The 20,459-nt window shown below is 61.6% G+C and carries 20 protein-coding genes, 4 tRNA genes and 1 pseudogene; 11 read left to right on the forward strand and 14 right to left on the reverse strand.

Annotated features, from left to right (window positions below; translation table 11 throughout):
* The first annotated feature begins 1 nt into the window (after position 1).
* Genes ACLEJQ_RS19905 through yacG form a run of 4 tightly spaced genes read left to right on the forward strand, consistent with a single transcriptional unit; the run spans position 2 to position 2,941 of the window.
* Complete coding sequence (locus ACLEJQ_RS19905; RefSeq protein ID WP_440797722.1) at positions 2-1,219, forward strand: type II secretion system F family protein; 1,218 nt, start codon at positions 2-4, stop codon at positions 1,217-1,219.
* A 1-nt stretch (position 1,220) separates the two neighbouring features.
* The gene (locus ACLEJQ_RS19910; RefSeq protein WP_440797724.1) at positions 1,221-2,090 is read left to right on the forward strand and encodes a prepilin peptidase; all 870 of its coding nucleotides are present in this window, start codon (positions 1,221-1,223) and stop codon (positions 2,088-2,090) included.
* A 24-nt stretch (positions 2,091-2,114) separates the two neighbouring features.
* Positions 2,115-2,738, forward strand: a complete 624-nt coding sequence (gene coaE / locus ACLEJQ_RS19915; protein WP_440797726.1) for a dephospho-CoA kinase — start codon at positions 2,115-2,117, stop codon at positions 2,736-2,738.
* Positions 2,735-2,941, forward strand: a complete 207-nt coding sequence (yacG, locus tag ACLEJQ_RS19920; RefSeq protein ID WP_440797728.1) for a DNA gyrase inhibitor YacG — start codon at positions 2,735-2,737, stop codon at positions 2,939-2,941. The genes coaE and yacG overlap by 4 nt, the downstream gene beginning before the upstream one ends.
* Here yacG and ACLEJQ_RS19925 read toward each other — a convergent pair.
* Together ACLEJQ_RS19925 and ACLEJQ_RS19930 are read right to left on the reverse strand one after the other, a co-directional pair.
* Positions 2,938-3,153, reverse strand: a complete 216-nt coding sequence (locus ACLEJQ_RS19925) for a hypothetical protein (RefSeq protein ID WP_003185533.1) — start codon at positions 3,151-3,153, stop codon at positions 2,938-2,940. The two genes, yacG and ACLEJQ_RS19925, sit on opposite strands and share 4 nt — an antisense overlap.
* A gap of 63 nt (positions 3,154-3,216) precedes the next feature.
* Positions 3,217-3,903: an energy-coupling factor ABC transporter permease gene (locus ACLEJQ_RS19930; RefSeq protein WP_440797731.1), complete on the reverse strand. Its 687-nt coding sequence runs from the start codon at positions 3,901-3,903 to the stop codon at positions 3,217-3,219.
* Positions 3,904-4,130: 227 nt separating this feature from the next.
* On the opposite strand from ACLEJQ_RS19930, the gene ACLEJQ_RS19935 reads away from it, so the two are divergent.
* From ACLEJQ_RS19935 to ACLEJQ_RS19945, 3 genes are all read left to right on the forward strand, one after another.
* Complete coding sequence (locus ACLEJQ_RS19935) at positions 4,131-4,757, forward strand: DUF1780 domain-containing protein (RefSeq protein ID WP_245140946.1); 627 nt, start codon at positions 4,131-4,133, stop codon at positions 4,755-4,757.
* A 119-nt stretch (positions 4,758-4,876) separates the two neighbouring features.
* The gene (locus ACLEJQ_RS19940) at positions 4,877-5,050 is read left to right on the forward strand and encodes a DUF3094 domain-containing protein (protein ID WP_440797733.1); all 174 of its coding nucleotides are present in this window, start codon (positions 4,877-4,879) and stop codon (positions 5,048-5,050) included.
* 102 nt (positions 5,051-5,152) lie between these two features.
* Positions 5,153-6,451, forward strand: a complete 1,299-nt coding sequence (locus ACLEJQ_RS19945; protein ID WP_440797735.1) for an NAD(P)/FAD-dependent oxidoreductase — start codon at positions 5,153-5,155, stop codon at positions 6,449-6,451.
* A 148-nt stretch (positions 6,452-6,599) separates the two neighbouring features.
* Here ACLEJQ_RS19945 and ACLEJQ_RS19950 read toward each other — a convergent pair whose 3' ends face one another.
* The 9 genes and pseudogenes from ACLEJQ_RS19950 to rluD all read right to left on the reverse strand — a co-directional run bounded on the left by ACLEJQ_RS19950 (position 6,600) and on the right by rluD (position 13,676).
* Positions 6,600-7,463: a methyl-accepting chemotaxis protein gene (locus ACLEJQ_RS19950; protein ID WP_440797817.1), complete on the reverse strand. Its 864-nt coding sequence runs from the start codon at positions 7,461-7,463 to the stop codon at positions 6,600-6,602.
* A pseudogene (locus tag ACLEJQ_RS19955) lies at positions 7,455-8,225 on the reverse strand (MCP four helix bundle domain-containing protein); the annotation flags it as partial. The pseudogene ACLEJQ_RS19955 and the gene ACLEJQ_RS19950, both read right to left, overlap by 9 nt.
* A gap of 145 nt (positions 8,226-8,370) precedes the next feature.
* A tRNA-Pro gene (locus tag ACLEJQ_RS19960) sits at positions 8,371-8,447 on the reverse strand.
* A 94-nt stretch (positions 8,448-8,541) separates the two neighbouring features.
* A tRNA-Lys gene (locus ACLEJQ_RS19965) sits at positions 8,542-8,617 on the reverse strand.
* 5 nt (positions 8,618-8,622) lie between these two features.
* Positions 8,623-8,699 (reverse strand) — tRNA-Pro (locus tag ACLEJQ_RS19970).
* A gap of 7 nt (positions 8,700-8,706) precedes the next feature.
* Positions 8,707-8,782: transfer RNA gene (locus tag ACLEJQ_RS19975), tRNA-Asn, on the reverse strand.
* A gap of 308 nt (positions 8,783-9,090) precedes the next feature.
* Entirely contained in the window at positions 9,091-11,655 is a 2,565-nt protein-coding gene (clpB, locus tag ACLEJQ_RS19980) for an ATP-dependent chaperone ClpB (RefSeq protein WP_440797737.1), read from the reverse strand.
* 336 nt (positions 11,656-11,991) lie between these two features.
* A complete protein-coding gene (pgeF, locus tag ACLEJQ_RS19985; protein WP_440797739.1) occupies positions 11,992-12,717 on the reverse strand; it encodes a peptidoglycan editing factor PgeF in 726 nt (241 codons plus the stop codon).
* Positions 12,714-13,676, reverse strand: a complete 963-nt coding sequence (rluD, locus tag ACLEJQ_RS19990) for a 23S rRNA pseudouridine(1911/1915/1917) synthase RluD (RefSeq protein ID WP_440797740.1) — start codon at positions 13,674-13,676, stop codon at positions 12,714-12,716. The genes pgeF and rluD overlap by 4 nt, the downstream gene beginning before the upstream one ends.
* 151 nt (positions 13,677-13,827) lie before the next feature.
* Between rluD and ACLEJQ_RS19995 the strand changes: the two genes are divergently transcribed.
* From ACLEJQ_RS19995 to ACLEJQ_RS20010, 4 genes are all read left to right on the forward strand, one after another.
* Entirely contained in the window at positions 13,828-14,844 is a 1,017-nt protein-coding gene (locus ACLEJQ_RS19995) for an outer membrane protein assembly factor BamD (protein WP_440797742.1), read from the forward strand.
* 126 nt (positions 14,845-14,970) lie between these two features.
* Positions 14,971-15,204: a PP0621 family protein gene (locus ACLEJQ_RS20000; protein WP_440797744.1), complete on the forward strand. Its 234-nt coding sequence runs from the start codon at positions 14,971-14,973 to the stop codon at positions 15,202-15,204.
* Positions 15,194-16,780, forward strand: coding sequence for a two-component system sensor histidine kinase NtrB (locus ACLEJQ_RS20005; RefSeq protein WP_440797746.1), 1,587 nt, complete (start codon positions 15,194-15,196; stop codon positions 16,778-16,780). Before ACLEJQ_RS20000 ends, ACLEJQ_RS20005 begins: the two co-directional genes overlap by 11 nt.
* Positions 16,777-18,117 (forward strand): sigma-54-dependent transcriptional regulator, encoded by a 1,341-nt coding sequence (locus ACLEJQ_RS20010; protein ID WP_440797748.1) that lies wholly within the window; start codon positions 16,777-16,779, stop codon positions 18,115-18,117. Before ACLEJQ_RS20005 ends, ACLEJQ_RS20010 begins: the two co-directional genes overlap by 4 nt.
* Before the next feature lie 197 nt (positions 18,118-18,314).
* On the opposite strand, the gene ACLEJQ_RS20015 is transcribed toward ACLEJQ_RS20010, so the two are convergent.
* From ACLEJQ_RS20015 to ACLEJQ_RS20025, 3 genes are all read right to left on the reverse strand, one after another.
* Positions 18,315-18,569 carry a DUF6124 family protein gene (locus ACLEJQ_RS20015; protein WP_440797749.1) on the reverse strand — a complete coding sequence of 85 codons (255 nt, stop codon included), beginning with the start codon at positions 18,567-18,569 and terminating at the stop codon, positions 18,315-18,317.
* A 325-nt stretch (positions 18,570-18,894) separates the two neighbouring features.
* Positions 18,895-19,995, reverse strand: a complete 1,101-nt coding sequence (gene thiO / locus ACLEJQ_RS20020; RefSeq protein WP_440797751.1) for a glycine oxidase ThiO — start codon at positions 19,993-19,995, stop codon at positions 18,895-18,897.
* A 55-nt stretch (positions 19,996-20,050) separates the two neighbouring features.
* A complete protein-coding gene (locus tag ACLEJQ_RS20025; RefSeq protein WP_440797753.1) occupies positions 20,051-20,452 on the reverse strand; it encodes a type IV pilin protein in 402 nt (133 codons plus the stop codon).
* Positions 20,453-20,459: the final 7 nt, after the last annotated feature.

Genomic DNA, 20,459 nt, shown 5'->3' on the forward strand with positions numbered 1-20,459 from the left:
CATGGCGGTCAAGGCAGTCAAAACCGATGTCTACACTTGGGAAGGCAAGGATCGCAAAGGCACGAAAATGACCGGCGAGCTGGCGGGCCAGAGCCCGGCGCTGGTCAAGGCACAACTGCGCAAACAAGGGATCAATCCGGAGAAAGTCCGCAAGAAATCCACGTCGATATTCAGCAAGGGCAAGCGCATCAAACCGCTGGATATCGCCCTCTTCACCCGCCAGATGGCAACCATGCTCAAGGCTGGCGTGCCGCTGTTGCAGGCGTTCGACATCATCGGCGAAGGCTTCGACAACGCCAACATGCGCAAGCTGGTGGACGAGGTCAAACAGGAGGTCGCGGCGGGCAACAGCTTTGCCGCGTCACTGCGCAAGTGCCCGCAGTATTTCGACGAGTTGTACTGCAACCTGGTGGACGCCGGCGAGCAGGCGGGAGCCCTGGACACCCTGCTGGACCGGGTCGCGACCTATAAGGAAAAAAGCGAAGCGCTCAAGGCCAAGATCAAGAAAGCCATGACCTACCCCACCGCCGTGATAGTGGTCGCAGCGGTGGTGACCGGTATCCTGCTGGTCAAGGTGGTGCCGCAATTCGAGTCGGTGTTCTCGGGGTTCGGCGCAGAGCTTCCCGCGTTCACGGTGATGGTCATCGGCCTGTCGGAGTTCATGCAGCGGTGGTGGTACCTGCTGCTTGGCACGCTGGTCGGGGCGTTTTTCGCAGTGAAGTATGCGCTCAAGCGCTCCCAGCGTTTTCGTGACTGGCGCGATAAATGGCTGCTCAAGCTGCCGCTGGTAGGCGCGTTGATGTACAAGTCCGCCGTGGCCCGCTACGCCCGTACGCTCTCTACTACATTTGCCGCCGGCGTGCCCTTGGTCGAAGCCCTGGACTCGGTGTCCGGCGCCACTGGTAACGTAGTGTTCAAGCGGGCGGTGCAGCGTATCCGGCAGGATGTCTCGACCGGCATGCAGTTGAATTTCTCCATGCGTGCATCAGGGATCTTCCCGAACCTGGCGATCCAGATGACCGCCATTGGCGAAGAATCCGGTGCGCTGGACGACATGCTCGACAAAGTGGCGAGTTTTTATGAGGCCGAAGTGGACAATCTGGTGGACAACCTCACCAGCCTGATGGAACCCTTCATCATGGTGATCCTTGGCGTAGTCGTCGGTGGTCTGGTGGTTGCCATGTACCTGCCCATCTTCCAACTCGGCTCTGCGATCTGACATGCCCTTGAGCGAATTTTTCCTGCTCTATCCCCTGGCCTTCGTGCTCGCTGCGTTATTGCTCGGACTGATCGTCGGCAGTTTCCTCAACGTGCTGGCGTGGCGCCTGCCGAAAATGCTCGACCGCGAATGGCGCCTGCAAGCCCACGACCTGCTCGGCCTGCCGCCCGAGGCCCCAGGCCCGGTCTACAACCTGATGCTGCCCCACTCCGAGTGCCCACACTGCGGCCATCGCATCCGGGCCTGGGAAAACATCCCGCTGCTCAGCTACCTGATGCTGCGCGGGCGCTGCTCCAGCTGCGCAACCCCCATCGGCAAGCGTTATCCGCTGACCGAACTGGCCTGCGGCGCGTTGTCGGCCTTCGTCGCCTGGCATTTCGGCTTTGGCTGGCAGGCCGCAATGGTGCTGGTGCTGACCTGGGGCCTGCTGGGCATGAGCCTGATCGACATCGAGCACCAGTTGCTACCCGATACGCTGGTGTTGCCCCTGTTATGGCTGGGCCTGATCGTCAACAGCTTCGGGCTGTTCGTCACCCTGGACCAGGCGATGTGGGGCGCGGTGGCCGGCTACCTGGCGCTATGGTCGGTGTTCTGGGTGTTCAAATTGATCACCGGCAAGGAAGGCATGGGCTATGGCGACTTCAAACTACTGGCGATGCTGGGCGCCTGGGGTGGCTGGCAACTGCTGCCGCTGACATTGCTCTTGTCATCGCTAGTGGGGGCGCTGATCGGAGTCGTTGTGCTGCGGTTGCGCAACGCCCCGGGTTCGACGCAGATCCCTTTCGGGCCCTATCTGGTTATTGCCGGCTGGATTGCCTTGCTCTGGGGTGGTCAAATAACCGACTTCTATTGGCAGTCTGTCGGTTTCTGATGTCGATTCCCCAAGACCTTTTTTATGAGTAGCCCCGTGGAAAAACCCTGGATTCTCGGCCTGACCGGTGGCATTGGCAGCGGCAAGAGCGCGGCGGCCCAGCATTTCATCGACCTGGGTGTGCATGTCATCGACGCCGATCACGCGGCGCGCTGGGTGGTCGAACCCGGGCGCCCGGCGCTGGCGAAAATCGTCGGGCACTTTGGCCCCGGTGTGCTGCAAGCCGATGGCGCGCTGGATCGAGCGGCGTTGCGCAAGCTGATCTTCGAGAACGCCGATGAACGCCGCTGGCTGGAAGCACTGCTGCATCCGCTGATCGCGGAGGAAATTGCCCATCATCTGGCCCAGGCACAATCGGCCTACGCGATTCTGGTTTCGCCGCTGCTGATCGAGTCAGGGCAGTACGCCATGACCCAGCGGATCCTGGTGATCGATGCGCCGGAACAATTGCAGATCGAACGCACCTTGCAGCGCGACCAGACCAGCGAACAGCAGGTCCAGGCGATCCTCAAGGCCCAGTCCAGCCGCCAGGACCGCCTGAGCCATGCCGACGACGTGGTGGTCAACGACCGCGACCTCGCCTGGCTGCACAGCGAGGTCGAGCGCCTGCATCACTTTTACCTTAGTTTGCGTGGAGGCCAGTCATGAGCCAGACCCCAATCGTCAATTGCCCGACCTGCGGCGCCCCTGTGGAATGGAGCCCGGAGAGCAAATTCCGACCGTTCTGTTCCGATCGCTGCAAACTGATCGACCTGGGCGCCTGGGCGTCGGAAGAACACAAGATCCCGGTCAGCCCGGAGGCCGAGGATGAGCTGTTCAGCGAGGATTTCAATCCCCGCTCGCACCACTAAGGCCGCATGAAACCGTAGTCCTGCTCGTCGTCGAGGTTTTCCGCCAGGAAGCTCAACTCATCGGCCAGGTCTTCGACGCTGCGCACTGTCTTGCTCTGTTGCACGATGGCACTGAGCAAGGCACGCAGGCTCAGGCCCGGGTCGAAGCCGATCTCCATGGCCGCGTCGTGACTACGCCTGATCTCTTGTCTCGCCCACTCATAAACACTCATGGCTGTGCTCCTGGAAGTTTTCCAGAGCATGAGGGGCGGGTGGCGATGCGACCTTGATGTGAATCAAGGCTTGTCATCATCCTTCCAGGGTGCCGACAGATAGCGCGTACGGTTGAAGGTCTCCAGCCAGTCGGGACTGAATACCACCAGCGCACTGACCACCATGCCATTGATGAACGCCTCGGGGAAAATGATCAGCCACAGGTAACCAATGAAATCCCCCAACCAGTAGGGCATGGTGAAAACCCCGTCGTACCAGAGCAGACCCAGCCCCAACAGCAGACACAAAAGCGCCGAAAGCGCGGCCGCGAGAAATCCCGAGCAGAAGATATACACGAACAGGTTACGCGGCTGGGCCCGCTCCACCAGGATCGCGCAACACTCGGTGACCAGCACCGGCAGCAGGATCAGCAGCGCACCGTTGATGCCCAGCGCCGCCATGTCCTGGCGCCCCAGCAACACCAGGGCGAGCTGGGCAATGAGCCCACCGAGGATCGCCAGCGGCCAATCCAGCAGCAGGGTCACGGCGGTCATGCCAATGAAGTGATACGACACGCCCGTATCGAAATCCCGTCGCACCAGCCACAGCAGGAACAGCGCCAGGACGGTGCCGAACAACAGATGCTGGCGACGGCTGTCAGTGAACAGTTCGACCCACGGCGCCCGCCACACAGCCCAGGCCAATACCGGCACATAGATCAGCCAGCCGACCGTCAGTGTCTGCGGCGATAGCAGCTCGGCACCGATCATGGGACTACTCCTTTTGCTTGTCCTTGCATAAACAGCCTGGTGTGGCGAGGAAGCTTGCTCCCGCTGGGCTGCGAAGCAGACCTAAAGAATTTGCGACCGCTTCGCGCTCGAACGGGAGCAAGCTCCCTCGCCACGGTGACTTCAGACCAGCAGTCTACCCCCTCATAACGTCCATTAATCACCGCGACGCTTTCAGCTTGTCGCAATTGAACGCTAAGCTTGGGCTCATGGATGATTCCGATTATTTACGCCTGCTGACCATCGCGGCCGAGCAAGCCAACGCCTTTCTCTCCAATGCCCGCAAATGGGAGCGTGAGCGTTGGGTCTGCCAGCGACTGCTGCAAGGGCTTAACGTGCCTTATCGCGCCGATGAGTTTGCCCCGGCGGGCGAGCCCCCGGACGTCCTGTTTCGCGACGCCAATTTCGAGGTGTTCTTCGTACTCGATGAAGGCCGGCGCCTCAATGACGAATGGCGCGATGAGCTGCAACGCCGCCGCAGTGCGTTTTCCCTGAGCCAGCTGGTGCGCCGCGAAGCCAAGCCGCGACGGATCCCGGCCAATGAGTTCCTGCTGCGCCTGGCCCCGACCCTGCGCAAGAAGGCCCACAACTACACCGAGCGCGGCATGGACCTGGGCGATCTGGACATCATTGCCTTCGCCAGCCTCAAGCGCGAAGTACTGGACCTCAACAGTCATTTTCCACCGCCCACCGAGTACTTGCGCCAGGGCTGGCGGTCCCTGTCGCTGGTCGGCCCGACCTTTGCCCGGGTGCTGTTCGCCCACCCCGACGCACCGGACTTCCTGCGCAGCAACCTGGGCCGCAGCATTGTGTTCGACGTCGGGATCAGCCTGTAGACTTGCGACAGACACCGGCACGTGTACGCTCACCTGATGAACGGCTACGCTGCATTAATGCCACGGAGCGGACGTTGTAGCGTCTGCACCTTTCGCAACGTCTACCTGACGAGGCCTTTATGACCAGCCGCCTGAACCCGGATGACCAGAAGCATGTCGAAGAGTACCTGCAACTGTCCCAGCACCAAGTCGAGCGCCGGCCTTTCCGGCCGTGGATGCTCCTGGTGGTGGTAGTGGCCGTGACCATCGGCCTGGGCCTGTTGAGCCGACTGATCAGTTACCTGACGCTATGAGCGGGTGTCGTACTTCACAGATACGTTTCTTTTTGTGCAGCACGACACCCAGGCTCGCGGGGGTAACGGCACCGATTTCCTTTAGCCTTGCGAGATATCCCCATGACTCACCGTATTGTTATCGTCGGCGGCGGCGCCGGCGGCCTGGAGTTGGCTACCCGTCTGGGTAAGACTCTGGGCAAGCGCGGCACGGCCAGTGTGATGCTGGTCGACGCGAACCTGACCCACATCTGGAAACCCCTGCTGCACGAAGTGGCCGCCGGTTCCCTGAACTCTTCCGAAGACGAACTCAACTATGTCGCCCAGGCCAAATGGAACCACTTCGAGTTCCAGCTCGGGCGCATGAGCGGACTGGATCGGCAACTGAAGAAAATCCAGCTGGCCGCCACTTATGACGAAGCGGGCGTCGAGCTGTTGCCGGCCCGGGAGCTGGCCTACGACACCTTGGTCATTGCCGTCGGCAGCACCACCAATGACTTTGGCACCGAAGGCGCGGCACAACATTGCCTGTTCCTCGACACCCGCAAACAGGCCGAGCGCTTCCACCAGCAGTTGCTCAACCATTACCTGCGCGCCCACGCCGGCCAGACCGATGCGGTAGAGCGCATCAGCGTTGCCATTGTCGGTGCCGGCGCGACCGGCGTCGAACTGGCCGCCGAGCTACATAACGCGGCCCATGAACTGGCGGCCTACGGGCTGGACCGGATCAAGCCGGAAAACATGCACATCACCCTGATCGAAGCCGGGCCGCGCGTCCTGCCGGCATTGCCCGAGCGCATCAGTGGACCTGTGCACAAGACCCTGGAGAAACTCGGCGTCAATGTCATGACCAACGCCGCCGTCAGCCAGGTGACCGCCGACAGCCTGATCACCGCTGACGGCAAAGTGATCGATGCGAGCCTCAAGGTCTGGGCGGCTGGAATTCGTGCACCGGGGTTCCTCAAGGACATCGACGGACTGGAGACCAATCGCATCAATCAGTTGCAGGTCCTGCCTACGTTGCAGACCACCCGCGACGAGAACATCTTCGCCTTCGGCGACTGCGCCGCTTGCCCGCAACCGGGCAGCGACCGCAACGTACCGCCCCGCGCCCAGGCCGCGCACCAGCAGGCATCGCTGCTGGCCAGATCCCTGAAGCTGCGAATCGAGGGCAAGGCCCTGCCGCATTACAAGTACACCGACTACGGTTCGCTGATCTCGCTGTCGCGCTTCTCGGCGGTGGGCAACCTGATGGGCAACCTTACCGGCAGCGTAATGCTCGAAGGCTGGCTGGCGCGGATGTTCTACGTGTCGCTGTACCGCATGCACCAGATGGCGCTGTACGGCACGTTCCGCACGGCGATGCTGATGCTGGGGAGCAAGATCGGACGCGGGACCGAGCCTCGGCTGAAGTTGCACTGAACCTGACGCACCGCTATCGCGAGCAGGCTCGCAGTGAGCCGAGTACCCACAGGAGAATGCACTCTCTGTGGGAGCGAGCCTGCTCGTGATGACGGCAGTACAGTCATATCCAGTCTCGGGCAGAATCACTGCCCGAGCCCGCCATCGATCACACCTGAAACCGCTGCACCATGGTGCGCAACGAATTCGCCAGTTTCGACAGTTCATGGCTGGACGCACTGGTCTGGTCTGCGCCGGTGGCCGAGCGCACCGACAGATCACGGATGTTCACCAGGTTGCGATCGACCTCACGGGCCACCTGAGCCTGTTCTTCCGCTGCGCTGGCGATCACCAGATTGCGCTCATGGATTTCACTGACCGAGGCGGTGATGGTCTGCAATGCCTCTCCTGCCCGCTCCGCCATCGCCAGGGTGCTGGCGGCGCGCGTCGAGCTGGCCTGCATCGAGTTCAGCGCCTGGGTTGCGCCGCTGCGCATGCCCTGGACCATCTGTTCGATTTCCTGGGTCGATTGCTGCGTGCGATAAGCCAGCGCTCGCACTTCATCCGCCACCACCGCAAACCCGCGACCGCTTTCCCCGGCCCGGGCCGCCTCGATGGCGGCGTTGAGGGCCAGCAGATTGGTCTGCTCGGCGATGGCCCGGATCACGTCCAGCACCTTGCCGATATCCTGTGACTGGTTCGCCAGGGACTGCACCAACCCACCCGTCACCTCCACGTCGTTGGCAAGTGCGCCAATTGCGTCCACCGTGTCGCTGACCCGCTGCTGGCCCAGGGACGCCGACTCACTGGATTGACGCGTGGCGTCGGAGGTGGACACCGCGTTGCGCGCCACCTCTTCCACGGCCGTGGTCATTTCGGTGACGGCCGTGGCGGCCTGCTCGATTTCGTTGTTCTGCTGTTGCAGGCTCTGGGTGCTGTCGAGGGTCACGACGTTCAGTTCATCGGCCGCCGTCGCCAGCCGCGTCGCCGACCCGCTGATGCTCTGCAACGTATCGCGCAGATTCTGCTGCATTGTGGCCAGGGCCTTGAGCAAGCGGCTCACTTCGTCGTTGCCATGGGTTTCGATCGGCCGGGTCAGGTCACCTTCAGCCACGCTCTCTGCGGCGTGCAGCGCCTCCCCCAGGGGCTTGACGATGCTGCGGGTCAACAACATCGCCAGGGCCACCGTCGCCAGGGCGGCCAGGACGATGAACAGGCTGACGATCATGCGGGAATTGGCGTAGTGCTCCTGGGACTTCTGGCTCTCGATGGCGACCTGCTTGGAGAACAGCTCCGCCAGATCGTTGAGCTGTTTGCCGGAACCGTCCACCACGGTCTTCATGTCCACCAGCAGCAGCTTGATCAGTTCGTCTCGACGCCCTTGTTCCGCGAGGATGAACGATTGCGCGATACCCGCACGGTAGGCAGCGAAGGTCTGCTTGAACTGGTCGTAGAGCGCTTTGCCCTCGGGGGTCACAACGAGCTTTTCGTAATTGGCGATTTTTTCGCTCAGTTCCTTGTCGCGGACGTCCATCTGCCCACGGTAGACCGAGGTATTCTTCGGATCCTGGTCCAGGGCCATGCGCAGGGAGATGGTGCGAATGCGCAGCATCCATTCGCGAATTTCGTCACCGCCACGAATACTCGGCAGCCACTGGGTTTCCACCGCCACTTCGCTGTCGCGGATGCTCGACATCTGCCCCAGCGCAAATACCCCGAGCAAGGCCACCAACAGGGCAATCAAGGCAAAACCCAACGCGGCACGGCGCGCAATATTCAACTGACGGAGAAACATAATGGAATGCCTTTTTATTGTTGGCGTGAAGTGGGTTCGAGGCCCTATCCGCGATTTATCGGCTAGTTGTACGACAACTTGAAGCCTTGGGCTTTTTCGCAGGCAAAAAAAATCCCCGCACCTTTCGATACGGGGATCTTCAATATGGTCGGGGTAAGGGGATTCGAACTCCTGACATCCTGCTCCCAAAGCAGGCGCGCTACCGGACTGCGCTATACCCCGGTAAAAAAAAGGCGACCTCTGCAAGTCGCCTTCCTCGATCAGCGCTTTTGGCCTCTGATCTTAAGATTCGATTCCAGCGAACTGGTCTCAAAAATGGTGGGTCGTGTGGGATTCGAACCTACGACCAATTGGTTAAAAGCCAACTGCTCTACCAACTGAGCTAACGACCCAAATATGGTCGGGGTAAGGGGATTCGAACTCCTGACATCCTGCTCCCAAAGCAGGCGCGCTACCGGACTGCGCTATACCCCGATTGAAATGGCTCCGTGACCAGGACTCGAACCTGGGACCCAATGATTAACAGTCATTTGCTCTACCGACTGAGCTATCACGGAACTGATATTTCAAGTTACAACGTTGAAGCTTGTCGAATCTCGCTTCAACCTCTTCGACCCGTCTGCATCGCTGCGTTCGTGTGTCTGAGGCGCGCTATTCTACAATCTTCAAAACCGCTGTCAACCCCCTAAATTGCTTTCAAGACAATGATTTGCAACTTATTTTGGATTGCTTCCCAGTGAGAAGTAACCCTTCGGGTGACTGACTGCGGGGCGCACTTTACAAGCCTTTTCCTTTGAGTTCAACGGCCTGATGAAAAAAATGGCCTCGCAACGCGAGGCCATTTGGTCAGCGCACGTGCAGACCGTCAGTTGAAGACGATTTCGTCGTTTTCCACCGTGCCGGTCACGGTTTCCCCCGGCATGAAACGACCGGACAGAATCAGTTGCGCCAGCGGGTTCTCGATCCAGCGCTGGATCGCCCGTTTCAGCGGCCGGGCGCCATACACCGGGTCGTAGCCCACCGCAATCAGCTTGTCCAAGGCCTCGTCGCTCAATTGCAGCTTGAGCTCGCGCTCGGTGAGACGACTGCGCAGGCGACCCAGCTGAATCTCGGTGATGCCGGCAATCTGATCGCGAGCCAACGGCTCGAAAATCACCACTTCGTCGACCCGGTTGATGAACTCCGGCCGGAAGTGGATGGAAATCGCATCCATTACCGCAGCACGCTGCGCTTCGCGGTCGCCCACCAGCTCCTGGATCTGCGCCGAGCCGAGGTTGGAAGTCATCACGATCACCGTGTTGCGGAAATCCACCGTACGCCCGTGGCTGTCGGTCAGGCGACCGTCCTCCAGCACTTGCAGCAAGATATTGAACACGTCCGGATGAGCCTTCTCGACCTCGTCGAGCAGGATCACCGAGTATGGCTTGCGACGCACCGCCTCGGTCAGGTAACCGCCCTCTTCGTAACCGACGTAACCCGGTGGTGCACCGATCAGCCTGGCCACGGAGTGTTTCTCCATGAACTCGGACATGTCGATGCGCACCATGGCCTCTTCAGTGTCGAAGAGAAATTCGGCCAGGGCCTTGCACAGCTCGGTTTTACCGACACCGGTCGGGCCGAGGAACATGAACGAACCGCTCGGACGGTTAGGGTCCGACAACCCGGCGCGGGACCGGCGCACGGCGTTGGCCACCGCCACCACCGCTTCTTCCTGGCCGATCACGCGCTGGTGCAGCAGGCTTTCCATCTTCAACAGCTTGTCACGCTCGCCTTCGAGCATCTTCGAGACCGGGATCCCGGTCCACTTCGAGACCACCTCGGCGATCTCTTCTTCGGTGACCTTGCTGCGCAACAACTGGTTTTCGCTCTTGCCGTGCTGGTCGACCATCTGCAGGCTGCGCTCCAGATCCGGGATCACCCCGTACTGCAACTCGGCCATGCGGTTGAGATCACCTTTGCGGCGGGCCGCTTCCAGTTCCTGGCGGGACTGTTCGATCTTCTGCTGGATCTGCGCCGAACCCTGGACTTCGGCCTTTTCCGAGTTCCAGACTTCCTCGAGATCGGAATACTCACGTTCGTGACGAACGATTTCTTCCTGCAACTTCTCAAGACGTTTCTTCGCCGCTTCGTCGCTTTCCTTTTTCAGGGCCTGGGATTCGACCTTGAGTTGAATCAGGCGCCGCTCCAGGCGATCCAGCACTTCGGGCTTGGAGTCGATTTCCATGCGGATGCGGCTGGCGGCCTCGTCGATCAGGTCGATAGCCTTGTCCGGCAACTGACGGTCGGTGATGTAGCGATGACTCAGCTTGGCCGCCGCGATGATCGCGCCATCGGTGATCGCCACCTTGTGGTGCACCTCATAGCGCTCTTTCAGGCCGCGCAGGATGGCGATGGTGTCTTCTTCGCTCGGCTCGTCCACCAGCACTTTCTGGAAGCGCCGCTCGAGGGCCGCGTCCTTTTCAATGTACTGGCGGTATTCATTGAGAGTGGTCGCGCCGACGCAGTGCAACTCGCCACGAGCCAGCGCGGGCTTGAGCATGTTGCCGGCGTCCATCGAGCCCTCGCCCTTGCCCGCACCGACCATGGTGTGCAATTCGTCGATGAACAGGATGATCTGTCCTTCCTGCTTCGACAGTTCATTGAGCAGGGCCTTGAGCCGTTCTTCGAACTCGCCACGGTACTTGGCACCGGCAATCAGTGCCCCCATGTCCAGGGACAGCAGGCGCTTGCCCTTGAGGCCATCCGGCACTTCGCCATTGATGATGCGCTGGGCCAGGCCTTCGGCGATGGCAGTTTTACCCACGCCCGGTTCACCGATCAGCACCGGGTTGTTCTTGGTACGCCGTTGCAATACCTGGATCGTGCGGCGGATTTCGTCGTCACGGCCGATCACCGGGTCGAGCTTGCCCTCTTCGGCGCGCTTGGTCAGGTCGACGGTGTACTTGTCCAGTGCCTGACGGGACTCCTCGTGGTTGGCGTCGTTCACCGCCTCGCCGCCACGCAGGTTGTTGATGGCATTTTCCAGGGCCTTCTTGCTCACACCCTGGCCGAGCAACAGTTTGCCCAGCTTGCTGTTCTCGTCCATGGCGGCGAGCAGCACCAGTTCGCTGGAAATGAACTGGTCGCCCTTCTGCTGGGCCAGACGGTCGGCCTGGTTGAGCAGGCGCGCCAGGTCCTGGGACATGTTCACATCGCCAGTGGGGTTCTGGATCTTGGGCAAATGGTCGAGTTCTTTCGCCAGCTCTTTGCGCAGGCTGTTGACGTCAAAGCCCACCTGCATCAGCAGGGGCTTGATGGAACCGCCTTGCTGTTCGAGCATGGCCTGCATCAAATGCGCCGGCTCGATACCGGGATGGTCCAGGCCGACCGCCAGTGATTGGGCGTCGGACAGGGCCAATTGCAGTTTGCTGGTTAAACGGTCAATACGCATAGGGTCACCTTCCTTTTGAGCAGGCCGGACCTGAAAACCGTCCTGAATGAAGAAACCTGCCAGATACCGTTATAGATGTGGTCGATTCTGGAAGTTTCAAGCGGCGCTCTGTTGACGCAGATCAGTCAGTGAAGACCTGTTGGGCGAACCCACTGCGTCAGGTTGGTAAAAGGTTAGCTGACACACCGCGTCGCGAGCAGGCTCGCTCCCACAAGGGATTGCGGCATATACGAAGGCTCAGTCATCCGGAAACCCGTGGGAGCGAGCCTGCTCGCGATTGCGGTCTTACATTCGATACCACCATCGCTGAAACGGACTGGGTCAACCGGACAACCTCTATTGCTCGATCCAGACCAGGGATGCGAAGCGACCGGTGCGCGGATTGCGCCGGTAGGAAAAGAAGCGCGGATCGGACACGGTGCACATACCGCCACCATAGACCGCCGTGACCCCGCGCGCGGCCAGGCGCAGTCGCGCAAGGGCATAGATGTCGGCGAGGAATTTGCCGACGTTGTGGCTGGGCACGAAGGCTTTCGCGGCCTCGGGCTGAACGGCCATGAACGCTTCACGCACCTCGGCGCCGACTTCGAAGGCCTGCGGGCCGATGGCCGGGCCGAGCCAGGCGAGGATTTGATCCGCTGGCATCGCAAGCCTATCGAGGGTGGCCTCCAGCACGCCGTTCACCAGCCCGCGCCAACCGGCATGAGCCGCCGCGACGCGGGTGCCGGCGCGATTGCAGAACAGCACGGGCAGACAGTCCGCCGTCATCGCCGTGCAAGCGATACCCGGCGTGGCGGTCCAGCTGGCATCGGCGGTCATGACCTGTGCCGGGTCGGCCTCGACCACCTCGATCCCGTGGACCTGTTGCAGCCAGGCCGGACGCATGGCGAATCGGCCAGTAAGACGGCGGCGGTTTTCAGCGACGGCCTGCGGATCATCGTCCACATGGTTGCCAAGGTTGAGGCTGTCGAACGGCGCCAGGCTGACGCCGCCCGCACGGGTGGTAACGCAGGCCTTGACCCGGTCCGGCGCGGGCCAGTCGGGTATCAGCCAGGCACTCATCCGACGAACGCCTCGCGATCCTGCTTGAGCAATGTCAGCAGCCAGACGAAGTCATCCGGCAAGGGTGATTCCCAGCTCATGCGCTTACCGCTGGTCGGATGATCCAGCTCCAGGAACCGCGCGTGCAGGGCCTGGCGCGGGAAGTTCTTCAGCGACTCGACCATCGTCACGCTGGCGGCTGGCGGAATGCGGAAACGACCGCCGTAGGCCGGATCGCCCACTAACGGGAAGTTGATATGGGCCATGTGCACGCGGATCTGGTGGGTACGACCGGTTTCCAGCTTGACCCGCACATGGGTGTGGGAGCGGAAGCGTTCGAGCACGCGGTAATGGCTGACTGCCGGCTTGCCGCCTTCCATCACGGCCATGCGCTGGCGCTGCTGGCCATGACGACCGATCGGCGCGTTGATCTTGCCACCGGCGGTGACCACGCCAATCACGATGCATTCATAGATACGGCTGACGCTGCGGCTTTGCAGTTGTGCAACCAGCTGTGTCTGGGCCTGGATGGTCTTGGCGACCACCATCAGGCCGGTGGTGTCCTTGTCCAGGCGATGGACGATGCCGGCACGCGGGACATTGATGATGTCCGGCACGTGGTGCAGCAGGGCATTCAACAAGGTGCCATCGGCATGGCCGGCGGCCGGGTGCACCACCAGGCCAGCCGGTTTGTTGATGACCAGGATGTCGTCATCTTCGTAGACGATGTCCAGGGCGATGTCCTGGGCAACCCATTCACCCTGGGCCTCCTGCTCGGCGGTCAGCTCGAGGATGGCGCCGCCGTGGACGATGTCGCGCGGGCGCACGACCGCCCCATCCACCGTCAGGCGGCCGTCCTTGATCCAGGCGGAAAGGCGCGAGCGCGAATGCTCGTCGAAGAGTTGGGCGGCGACTTGATCGAGGCGTTGGCCGCCCAATTCGGACGGCACCTCTGCGCGGAGTTCTATTTTATCGGACATGCTCGGACTGGGCGTCGGCACAGCCTTTGGTTTCGGCTGCGCGCTTGTGGTTAAATACGGCGTCTTTTGCCCCGAGGCTTTTCAACGGGGCGCTCATCATAACAGGACGGCCCCGCCCAAGACAGCGGCCGTCATAGGGACGCAAGCCGCCATGCAAGTGAAACACCTGCTGCTGATCGCCATCCTCGCATTGACCGCTGCTTGCTCATCGAAGGAAGTCGTAGACGAAAACCTGAGCGAAGTCGAACTGTACCAACAGGCTCAGAAAGACCTGGACAACAACAGCTACACCAGCGCCACCGCCAAGCTCAAGGCCCTGGAGTCGCGTTATCCGTTCGGTCGCTACGCCGATCAGGCTCAACTGGAGCTGATCTACGCCAACTACAAGAACGCCGAGCCGGAAGCTGCCAAGTCCGCCGCCGAGCGTTTCATTCGTCTACATCCGCAGCACCCGAACGTCGATTACGCTTACTACCTCAAGGGCCTGACCTCCTTCGACCAGGATGTCGGCCTGCTGGCGCGCTTCCTGCCGCTGGACATGACCAAGCGTGACCCGGGCGCTGCGCGCGACTCCTACAATGAGTTCGCCCAGCTGACCAGCCGCTTCCCCAACAGTCGCTACTCGCCGGACGCCAAGCAGCGCATGATCTACCTGCGCAACCTGCTGGCCTCCTACGAGATCCACGTGGCCGACTACTACCTGACCCGTCAGGCCTACGTCGCCGCCGCCAACCGTGGCCGCTACGTGGTGGAAAACTTCCAGGAAACCCCTTCGGTGGGCGACGGCCTGGCGGTGATGACCGAAGCCTACCAGCGCCTGCACCTGGACGACCTGGCGGCCACCAGCCTGGAAACCCTGAAGCTGAACTACCCGGACCACCCATCGCTGGTGGACGGCCAGTTCACGCCGCGGGTCGACGAAGCCGACAACCGCTCGTGGCTGAGCAAGGCGACCCTGGGCCTGATCGAATCCCGTCCACCGCTGCCGCCGGGCGAAACCCGCGCCAACCAGGACGTTCAGCGTCAGTTCCAGGACGCCAAGGAAGCCATTCCGAACGAGCTCAAGCCCAAGGACGAAAACGGCGACGTGATCGAGGAAGAAGAGCCGCAGAACGAGTCCAGCGACCGGTCCTGGTTCAGCCATCTGACCTTCGGCCTGTTCGACTGACGCCGAGGCAGCAATCATAAAGGGAGACCCGGCGGTCTCCCTTTTTTGTGCCTGTGTTTTATTGCGCTGGGCGCCGTTCCTATCCTTGGCTAAAATGCCGGATCATCAGCCGAAAAGCCGCCCATCATGCTTCGTTTACTGTTCTGGATCGCCCTGATTGCCGCCGCGGTATGGTTCTGGCGCAAGTACAAGGGCGCGTCCGCCGCCCCTCGCACCTCCCGCGAGCGCGACGCAACGCCGGTGGTCCGCTGCGCCCAGTGCGGCGTACACCTGCCCCGCGACCGGGCGCTGGCCCTGGAACAACAGTGGTATTGCAGCCAGGCTCATCTTGAGCAAGGCCCGGATCCTCGTGGCCACTGAGGCTTCGAGCCCGCGCCTCAAACAGACGCAGCGCCTGCTGCGTCTCTATCACCTGTACCGCCTGAGCATCGGCATCACACTGGTGCTGCTGATTTCCAGCAACATGGACAACCGGTTGCTGGAATTCGCCAACGACGACCTGCTGCGCAGTGGCAGCTGGTTGTATCTTGTGCTGAATATCCTGCTGGTGGTGTTCCTCGAAAACACCCGCCACCCTGCCCGTCTGTTCGGCCTGACGCTTGCCGATGTGCTGTTGCTCTCATGGCTGTTCTATGTCGCGGGCGGCGCCCCCAGCGCCATCGGCAACCTGATCATCGTCTCGGTCGCCATCGGCAATACGCTGCTGCGTGGCCGGCTGGGCTTGCTGATCGCGGCCGTGGCGACGCTCGGCATCGTAGGCTCCAGCTTCTTCCTGGGTTTGAGCGACTCGAACCGTCCCAGCAACTATCTACAGGCCGGCACCCTGGGGGCGTTGTGCTTCGCCGCAGCCCTGTTGGTGCAAGGCCTTAACCGACGCCTGGAAGCCAGCGAAACCCTGGCCGAGCGACGGGCCAGCGAAGTGGTCGGCCTGGAAGCGCTCAATGCCTTGATCCTGCAGCGCATGCGCACCGGCATTCTGGTCCTCGATCGTCAGCGCCGGGTGCAACTGGCCAACGAGAGCGCGCTGCACCTGTTGGGCATGCACGACCTGGTCGGCCAGCAGATCGACGACTATTCCAGCGCTCTGGTCGAGCGGCTGCAATTGTGGCTGAACAACCCCAGCCTGCGTCCACCCAGCCTGACCGTCAGCGGCACCGGCCTGACCTTGCAGCCGAGTTTCATTGCCCTGGGGTACGACGACCAGCGCCAGATCCTGGTCTTTCTCGAAGACCAGGCCCAGGTTGCCCAGCAGGCCCAGCAATTGAAACTGGCGTCGCTGGGACGACTCACCGCCGGCATCTCCCATGAAATCCGCAATCCGCTGGGGGCGATCAGCCACGCAGCGCAACTGCTGCGTGAGTCCGAGGAACTGAACGCTGCGGATCGGCGTCTGACGCAGATTATTCAAGATCACTCCCAACGAATGAATCGCGTCATTGAAAATGTCCTGCAACTGTCCCGCCGCCAGACCTCCACGCCCCAGCGCCTGGACCTGCGCACCTGGCTCGAACAATTCGTGCGCCGGACACGCGAGCATGCGGGCGAACAGCAATTGCACCTGAGCATAGACCCAGGCGACTACGTCACGTTGATGGACCCGGACCAACTGACCCAAGTGCTCGACAACCTGCTGCGCAACGCCTGGCGCCACAGTGCCATGCTCCATGAACCGGCCGAGGCCTGGCTGAAACTGTTCATCGACCCCCATAGCCAGTTGTCCACCCTGGACATCATCGACAATGGCCCCGGTGTGACGCCGCAGCAGCAGGCGCACCTGTTCGAACCCTTCTTCACCACCAGCAGCCAGGGCACCGGCCTTGGGCTCTATCTGTCCCGTGAGCTGTGCGAAAGCAACCAGGCCCGCCTAGACTTCAAACCACGCCAAGGCGGCGGTTGCTTTCGCATTACCTTTGCTCACGGACGGAAACAGATTTGAATACTCGCTCACGGCAACGAATCCTGATCGTCGATGACGAACCGGACATCCGCGAACTCCTGGACATCACCCTGGGAAGGATGAAACTCGACACCCGCAGCGCCAAGAACCTCGCCGAAGCCCAGGGTCTGCTGGCAGACGAGGCATTCGACCTGTGCCTGACCGACATGCGCCTGCCCGACGGCACCGGCCTGGAACTGGTGCAACACATCCAGCAGCGCTACCCGCAATTGCCGGTGGCGATGATCACCGCCTACGGCAGCCTGGAAACCGCCATCGACGCCCTCAAGGCCGGTGCTTTCGACTTCCTGACCAAGCCGGTCGACCTGGCGCGCCTGCGCGAGCTGGTCAACAGCGCCCTGCGCCTGCCGGTCGCAACGCCGACCACGACCATCGAACGTCGTCTGCTGGGCGACTCACCGCCGATGCGCAACGTGCGCAAGCAGATCGAAAAACTCGCCCGCAGCCAGGCACCGGTGTACATCAGCGGGGAATCGGGTTGCGGCAAGGAACTGGTCGCGCGGTTGATCCATGACCAGGGCCCTCGTTCAAGCCAGGCGTTCGTGCCGGTCAACTGTGGGGCGATTCCCACCGAGTTGGTGGAAAGCGAATTCTTTGGCCATCGAAAAGGCAGCTTCAGCGGCGCCATCGAAGACAAGCCCGGGTTGTTCCAGGCCGCTCAGGGCGGAACCCTGTTTCTCGATGAAGTGGCCGACCTGCCGTTGGCGATGCAAGTGAAGCTGCTGCGAGCGATCCAGGAAAAGGCCGTGCGCGCCATCGGCGGCCAGCAGGAGGAAGTGGTGGATGTGCGCATCCTCTGCGCCACCCACAAAGACCTCGACGCCGAAGTCACCGCCGGTCGCTTCCGCCAGGACTTGTACTACCGACTGAACGTGATCGAACTGCGCGTCCCGCCCCTGCGCGAGCGCCGCGAAGACATCGAACCGCTGGCCAACCATATGCTTCAGCGCCTGGCGACCAGCACGGGCAGCCCGGCAGTCAAGCTGCATCCCAAAGCCCTCGAAGCCCTGCTGAACTACCGTTTTCCCGGCAACGTGCGCGAGCTGGAGAACATGCTCGAACGGGCCTACACCCTGTGCGAACACCAACAGATCGAAGCCGACGACCTGCGCCTGGCCGAGGGCAGCAATGGGGATACAGCCAATCCAGAACTGACTCAGGTCGACAACCTGGAAGACTATCTGGAAAACGTCGAACGCAGACTCATCCTCCAGGCCCTGGAAGAAACCCGCTGGAACCGCACGGCGGCGGCGCAACGCTTGAAACTATCGTTTCGGTCAATGCGGTATCGGTTGAAGAAGTTGGGGTTGGATTAGCACAGCCGCAGGGCTGACAGTGCCCGCCGTGGCGAGGGAGCTTGCTCCCACTGGGCTGCGAAGCAGACCCGAATCCTGACACCTCGGTGTGCCAGATGGATCTGCGTTGCTGCTCATTGGGGCTGCTGCGCAGCCCAGCGGGAGCAAGCTCCCTCGCCACGGGTAGGTGTCTGTCTTGGGAGCCCGAGCGGTGCCCTCTAGGCTTCAGTCACCAGGACTCCCTCACCCAGCACTTGATTAGCCAGCAACTCGCCCAGTTCAATCAGTTGCCGTACAGCCAAGGCAATACGTCGTCGCGAGCCATCCAGATAGGCCGCCTCGCTTTTGCTTTGCTTTTGCTTTTGCTTTTGATCTGGGCGCCCCGTTAACCACAAGGGCCGAACGCAGGTGTTGCGTAGTGGGCATCCCGGCATGGATGCCGGGATAGCCGCGCAGGGCCATGGAGGGCCCATCGCGGCGGGCCCACGGAGCAATGCCGGAGTGAGGGAACACCGAGCGTAAGCGAGGTGCCCAGTGGTGGGGCAAGAGCGTTTTGCTTACTTTTGCGCTTCTCAAAAGTGAGCCGCCGTCAGGGCGGAACCCTAAGCCGCCGTTACCGCAGAAATGGATATGTACTCGGTCAACAGAACCGCGACCGACAATCAGGCCGCCATCGCGAGCAAGCTCGCTCCCACAATTGAATCAGCGTACGACCGAGAGAGATAGGTCAACTGTCTTCGCGAGCAAGCTTTGCTCCCACGGAGTGCTCCCCCAAAGTGAAAGGCCACCCGCCTGCCCCTACAACCGCCCCGCCGGCGCATAAGGCGCAGGATCAATCACCGGCTCCCGCCCCAACATCACATCGACAAACAACTGACACGAAGCCGGCGCCAACACCAACCCATTGCGATAATGCCCACAGTTCAGCCACAAGCCCGCAAACCCCGGCACTTCGCCGATGTACGGAATACCCTCCGGCGATCCGGGTCGCAATCCGGCCCAGTGCCCCACCACCTCAGCCTCGGCCAGCGCCGGGATCAGCTGTTGCGCCGAGGCCTTCAGACTCTCCAGCGCAACATCGGTCGGCGTCTTGTCGAAACCTTCATGCTCCAGGGTGCTACCGACCAGAATATGCCCATCGCGACGCGGTATCGCATAGCGCCCCTTGGCCAGGACCATGCTCGACAGGAAATCCGACGCGCACTTGTACAGAATCATTTGCCCCTTGACCGGTTCGACTGGCAATTTGAGCCCCAACGTCTTGAGCAACTCACCGCTCCAAGCTCCCGCAGCCAGCACCACCTGATCGCCCCGGATTGGTCCTGTCGAACTGTCCACCCCGACCACCCGATCAGCGTCGCGTATGAAGCCACTGACTTCACAGTGCTCATGCAGCGTGACATTGGGCAGGGCTTGCAACGCCGCCTTCAGGGACTTCACCAACCGCGGATTGCGCACGTTGGCAACGTCGGCCATGTAAATCGCCCGAGAAAAGCCCGCGCCCAGCACCGGCACCGCATCATGGACCGCCGAGACATCCACGGCGCGCAGCGGTCGGCCTTCCCGCTCGGCCCAGGCCAGCGCCTCGTCCTGGTCATCCAGGTCCAGCCAATACAGCCCGGTGACATGCACCTGCGGGTCGATGCCGGTGGCGGCGAACAGCCGCTGCCCCAGTTGTGGATAAAAATCCTGCGACCAATGCGCCAGCGCCGTGACCGCCGGGCTGTAGCGCCAGGGGTACAGTGGCGAGACGATTCCACCGCCGGCCCAGGACGCTTCCTGGCCGACGCCGGAGCGCTCCAGCAACACCACGGATTGCCCTTCGGACGCCAGATTGAACGCCGTCAGCAGGCCGATGACTCCGCCGCCGACAATCACCACCTGCTGTTGCTTGGTCATGTTTTGATTCGACTCATAAGACAGAGGACGCAAGACCGCGCCCGAATAAGAAAACTCAGCGACCCCAGCAATCCTTGGTGGTCAGCCCCGCAGCAGCGTTGATCATGCCGCGCGCGCCGGTGTTGTTGAGGGTGAAATCACCGCATTTGTCCGTGGCCATGGACGAGCCACTCTTTCGCACGGCGGTCAGGGTGAAGCTCTGGTCCGCCAGCGTCTGGTTGATGGTGTAGAAGTCGTTCCCGCTACTCAGGCCGGTCGCGTTGGTGTAGACGTTGTTCTTGGAGTAATAACGCTCGAGGATCTGCGCCTGCTCCGACAACAGCCCGGCAATTTCGGTGCGTCGGCCCTTCTTCATGTATTCGGTCAGGCTTGGATAGCCGACGGTGACCAAGATACCGATGATCGCGATCACGATCATGATTTCGATCAAGGTGAAACCCCGGTTGGATCTGCGCATACCTTAC

The organism is Pseudomonas sp. SMV71 (genome assembly GCF_052042015.1).
In the GTDB taxonomy this organism is placed as follows: Bacteria; Pseudomonadota; Gammaproteobacteria; order Pseudomonadales; family Pseudomonadaceae; genus Aquipseudomonas.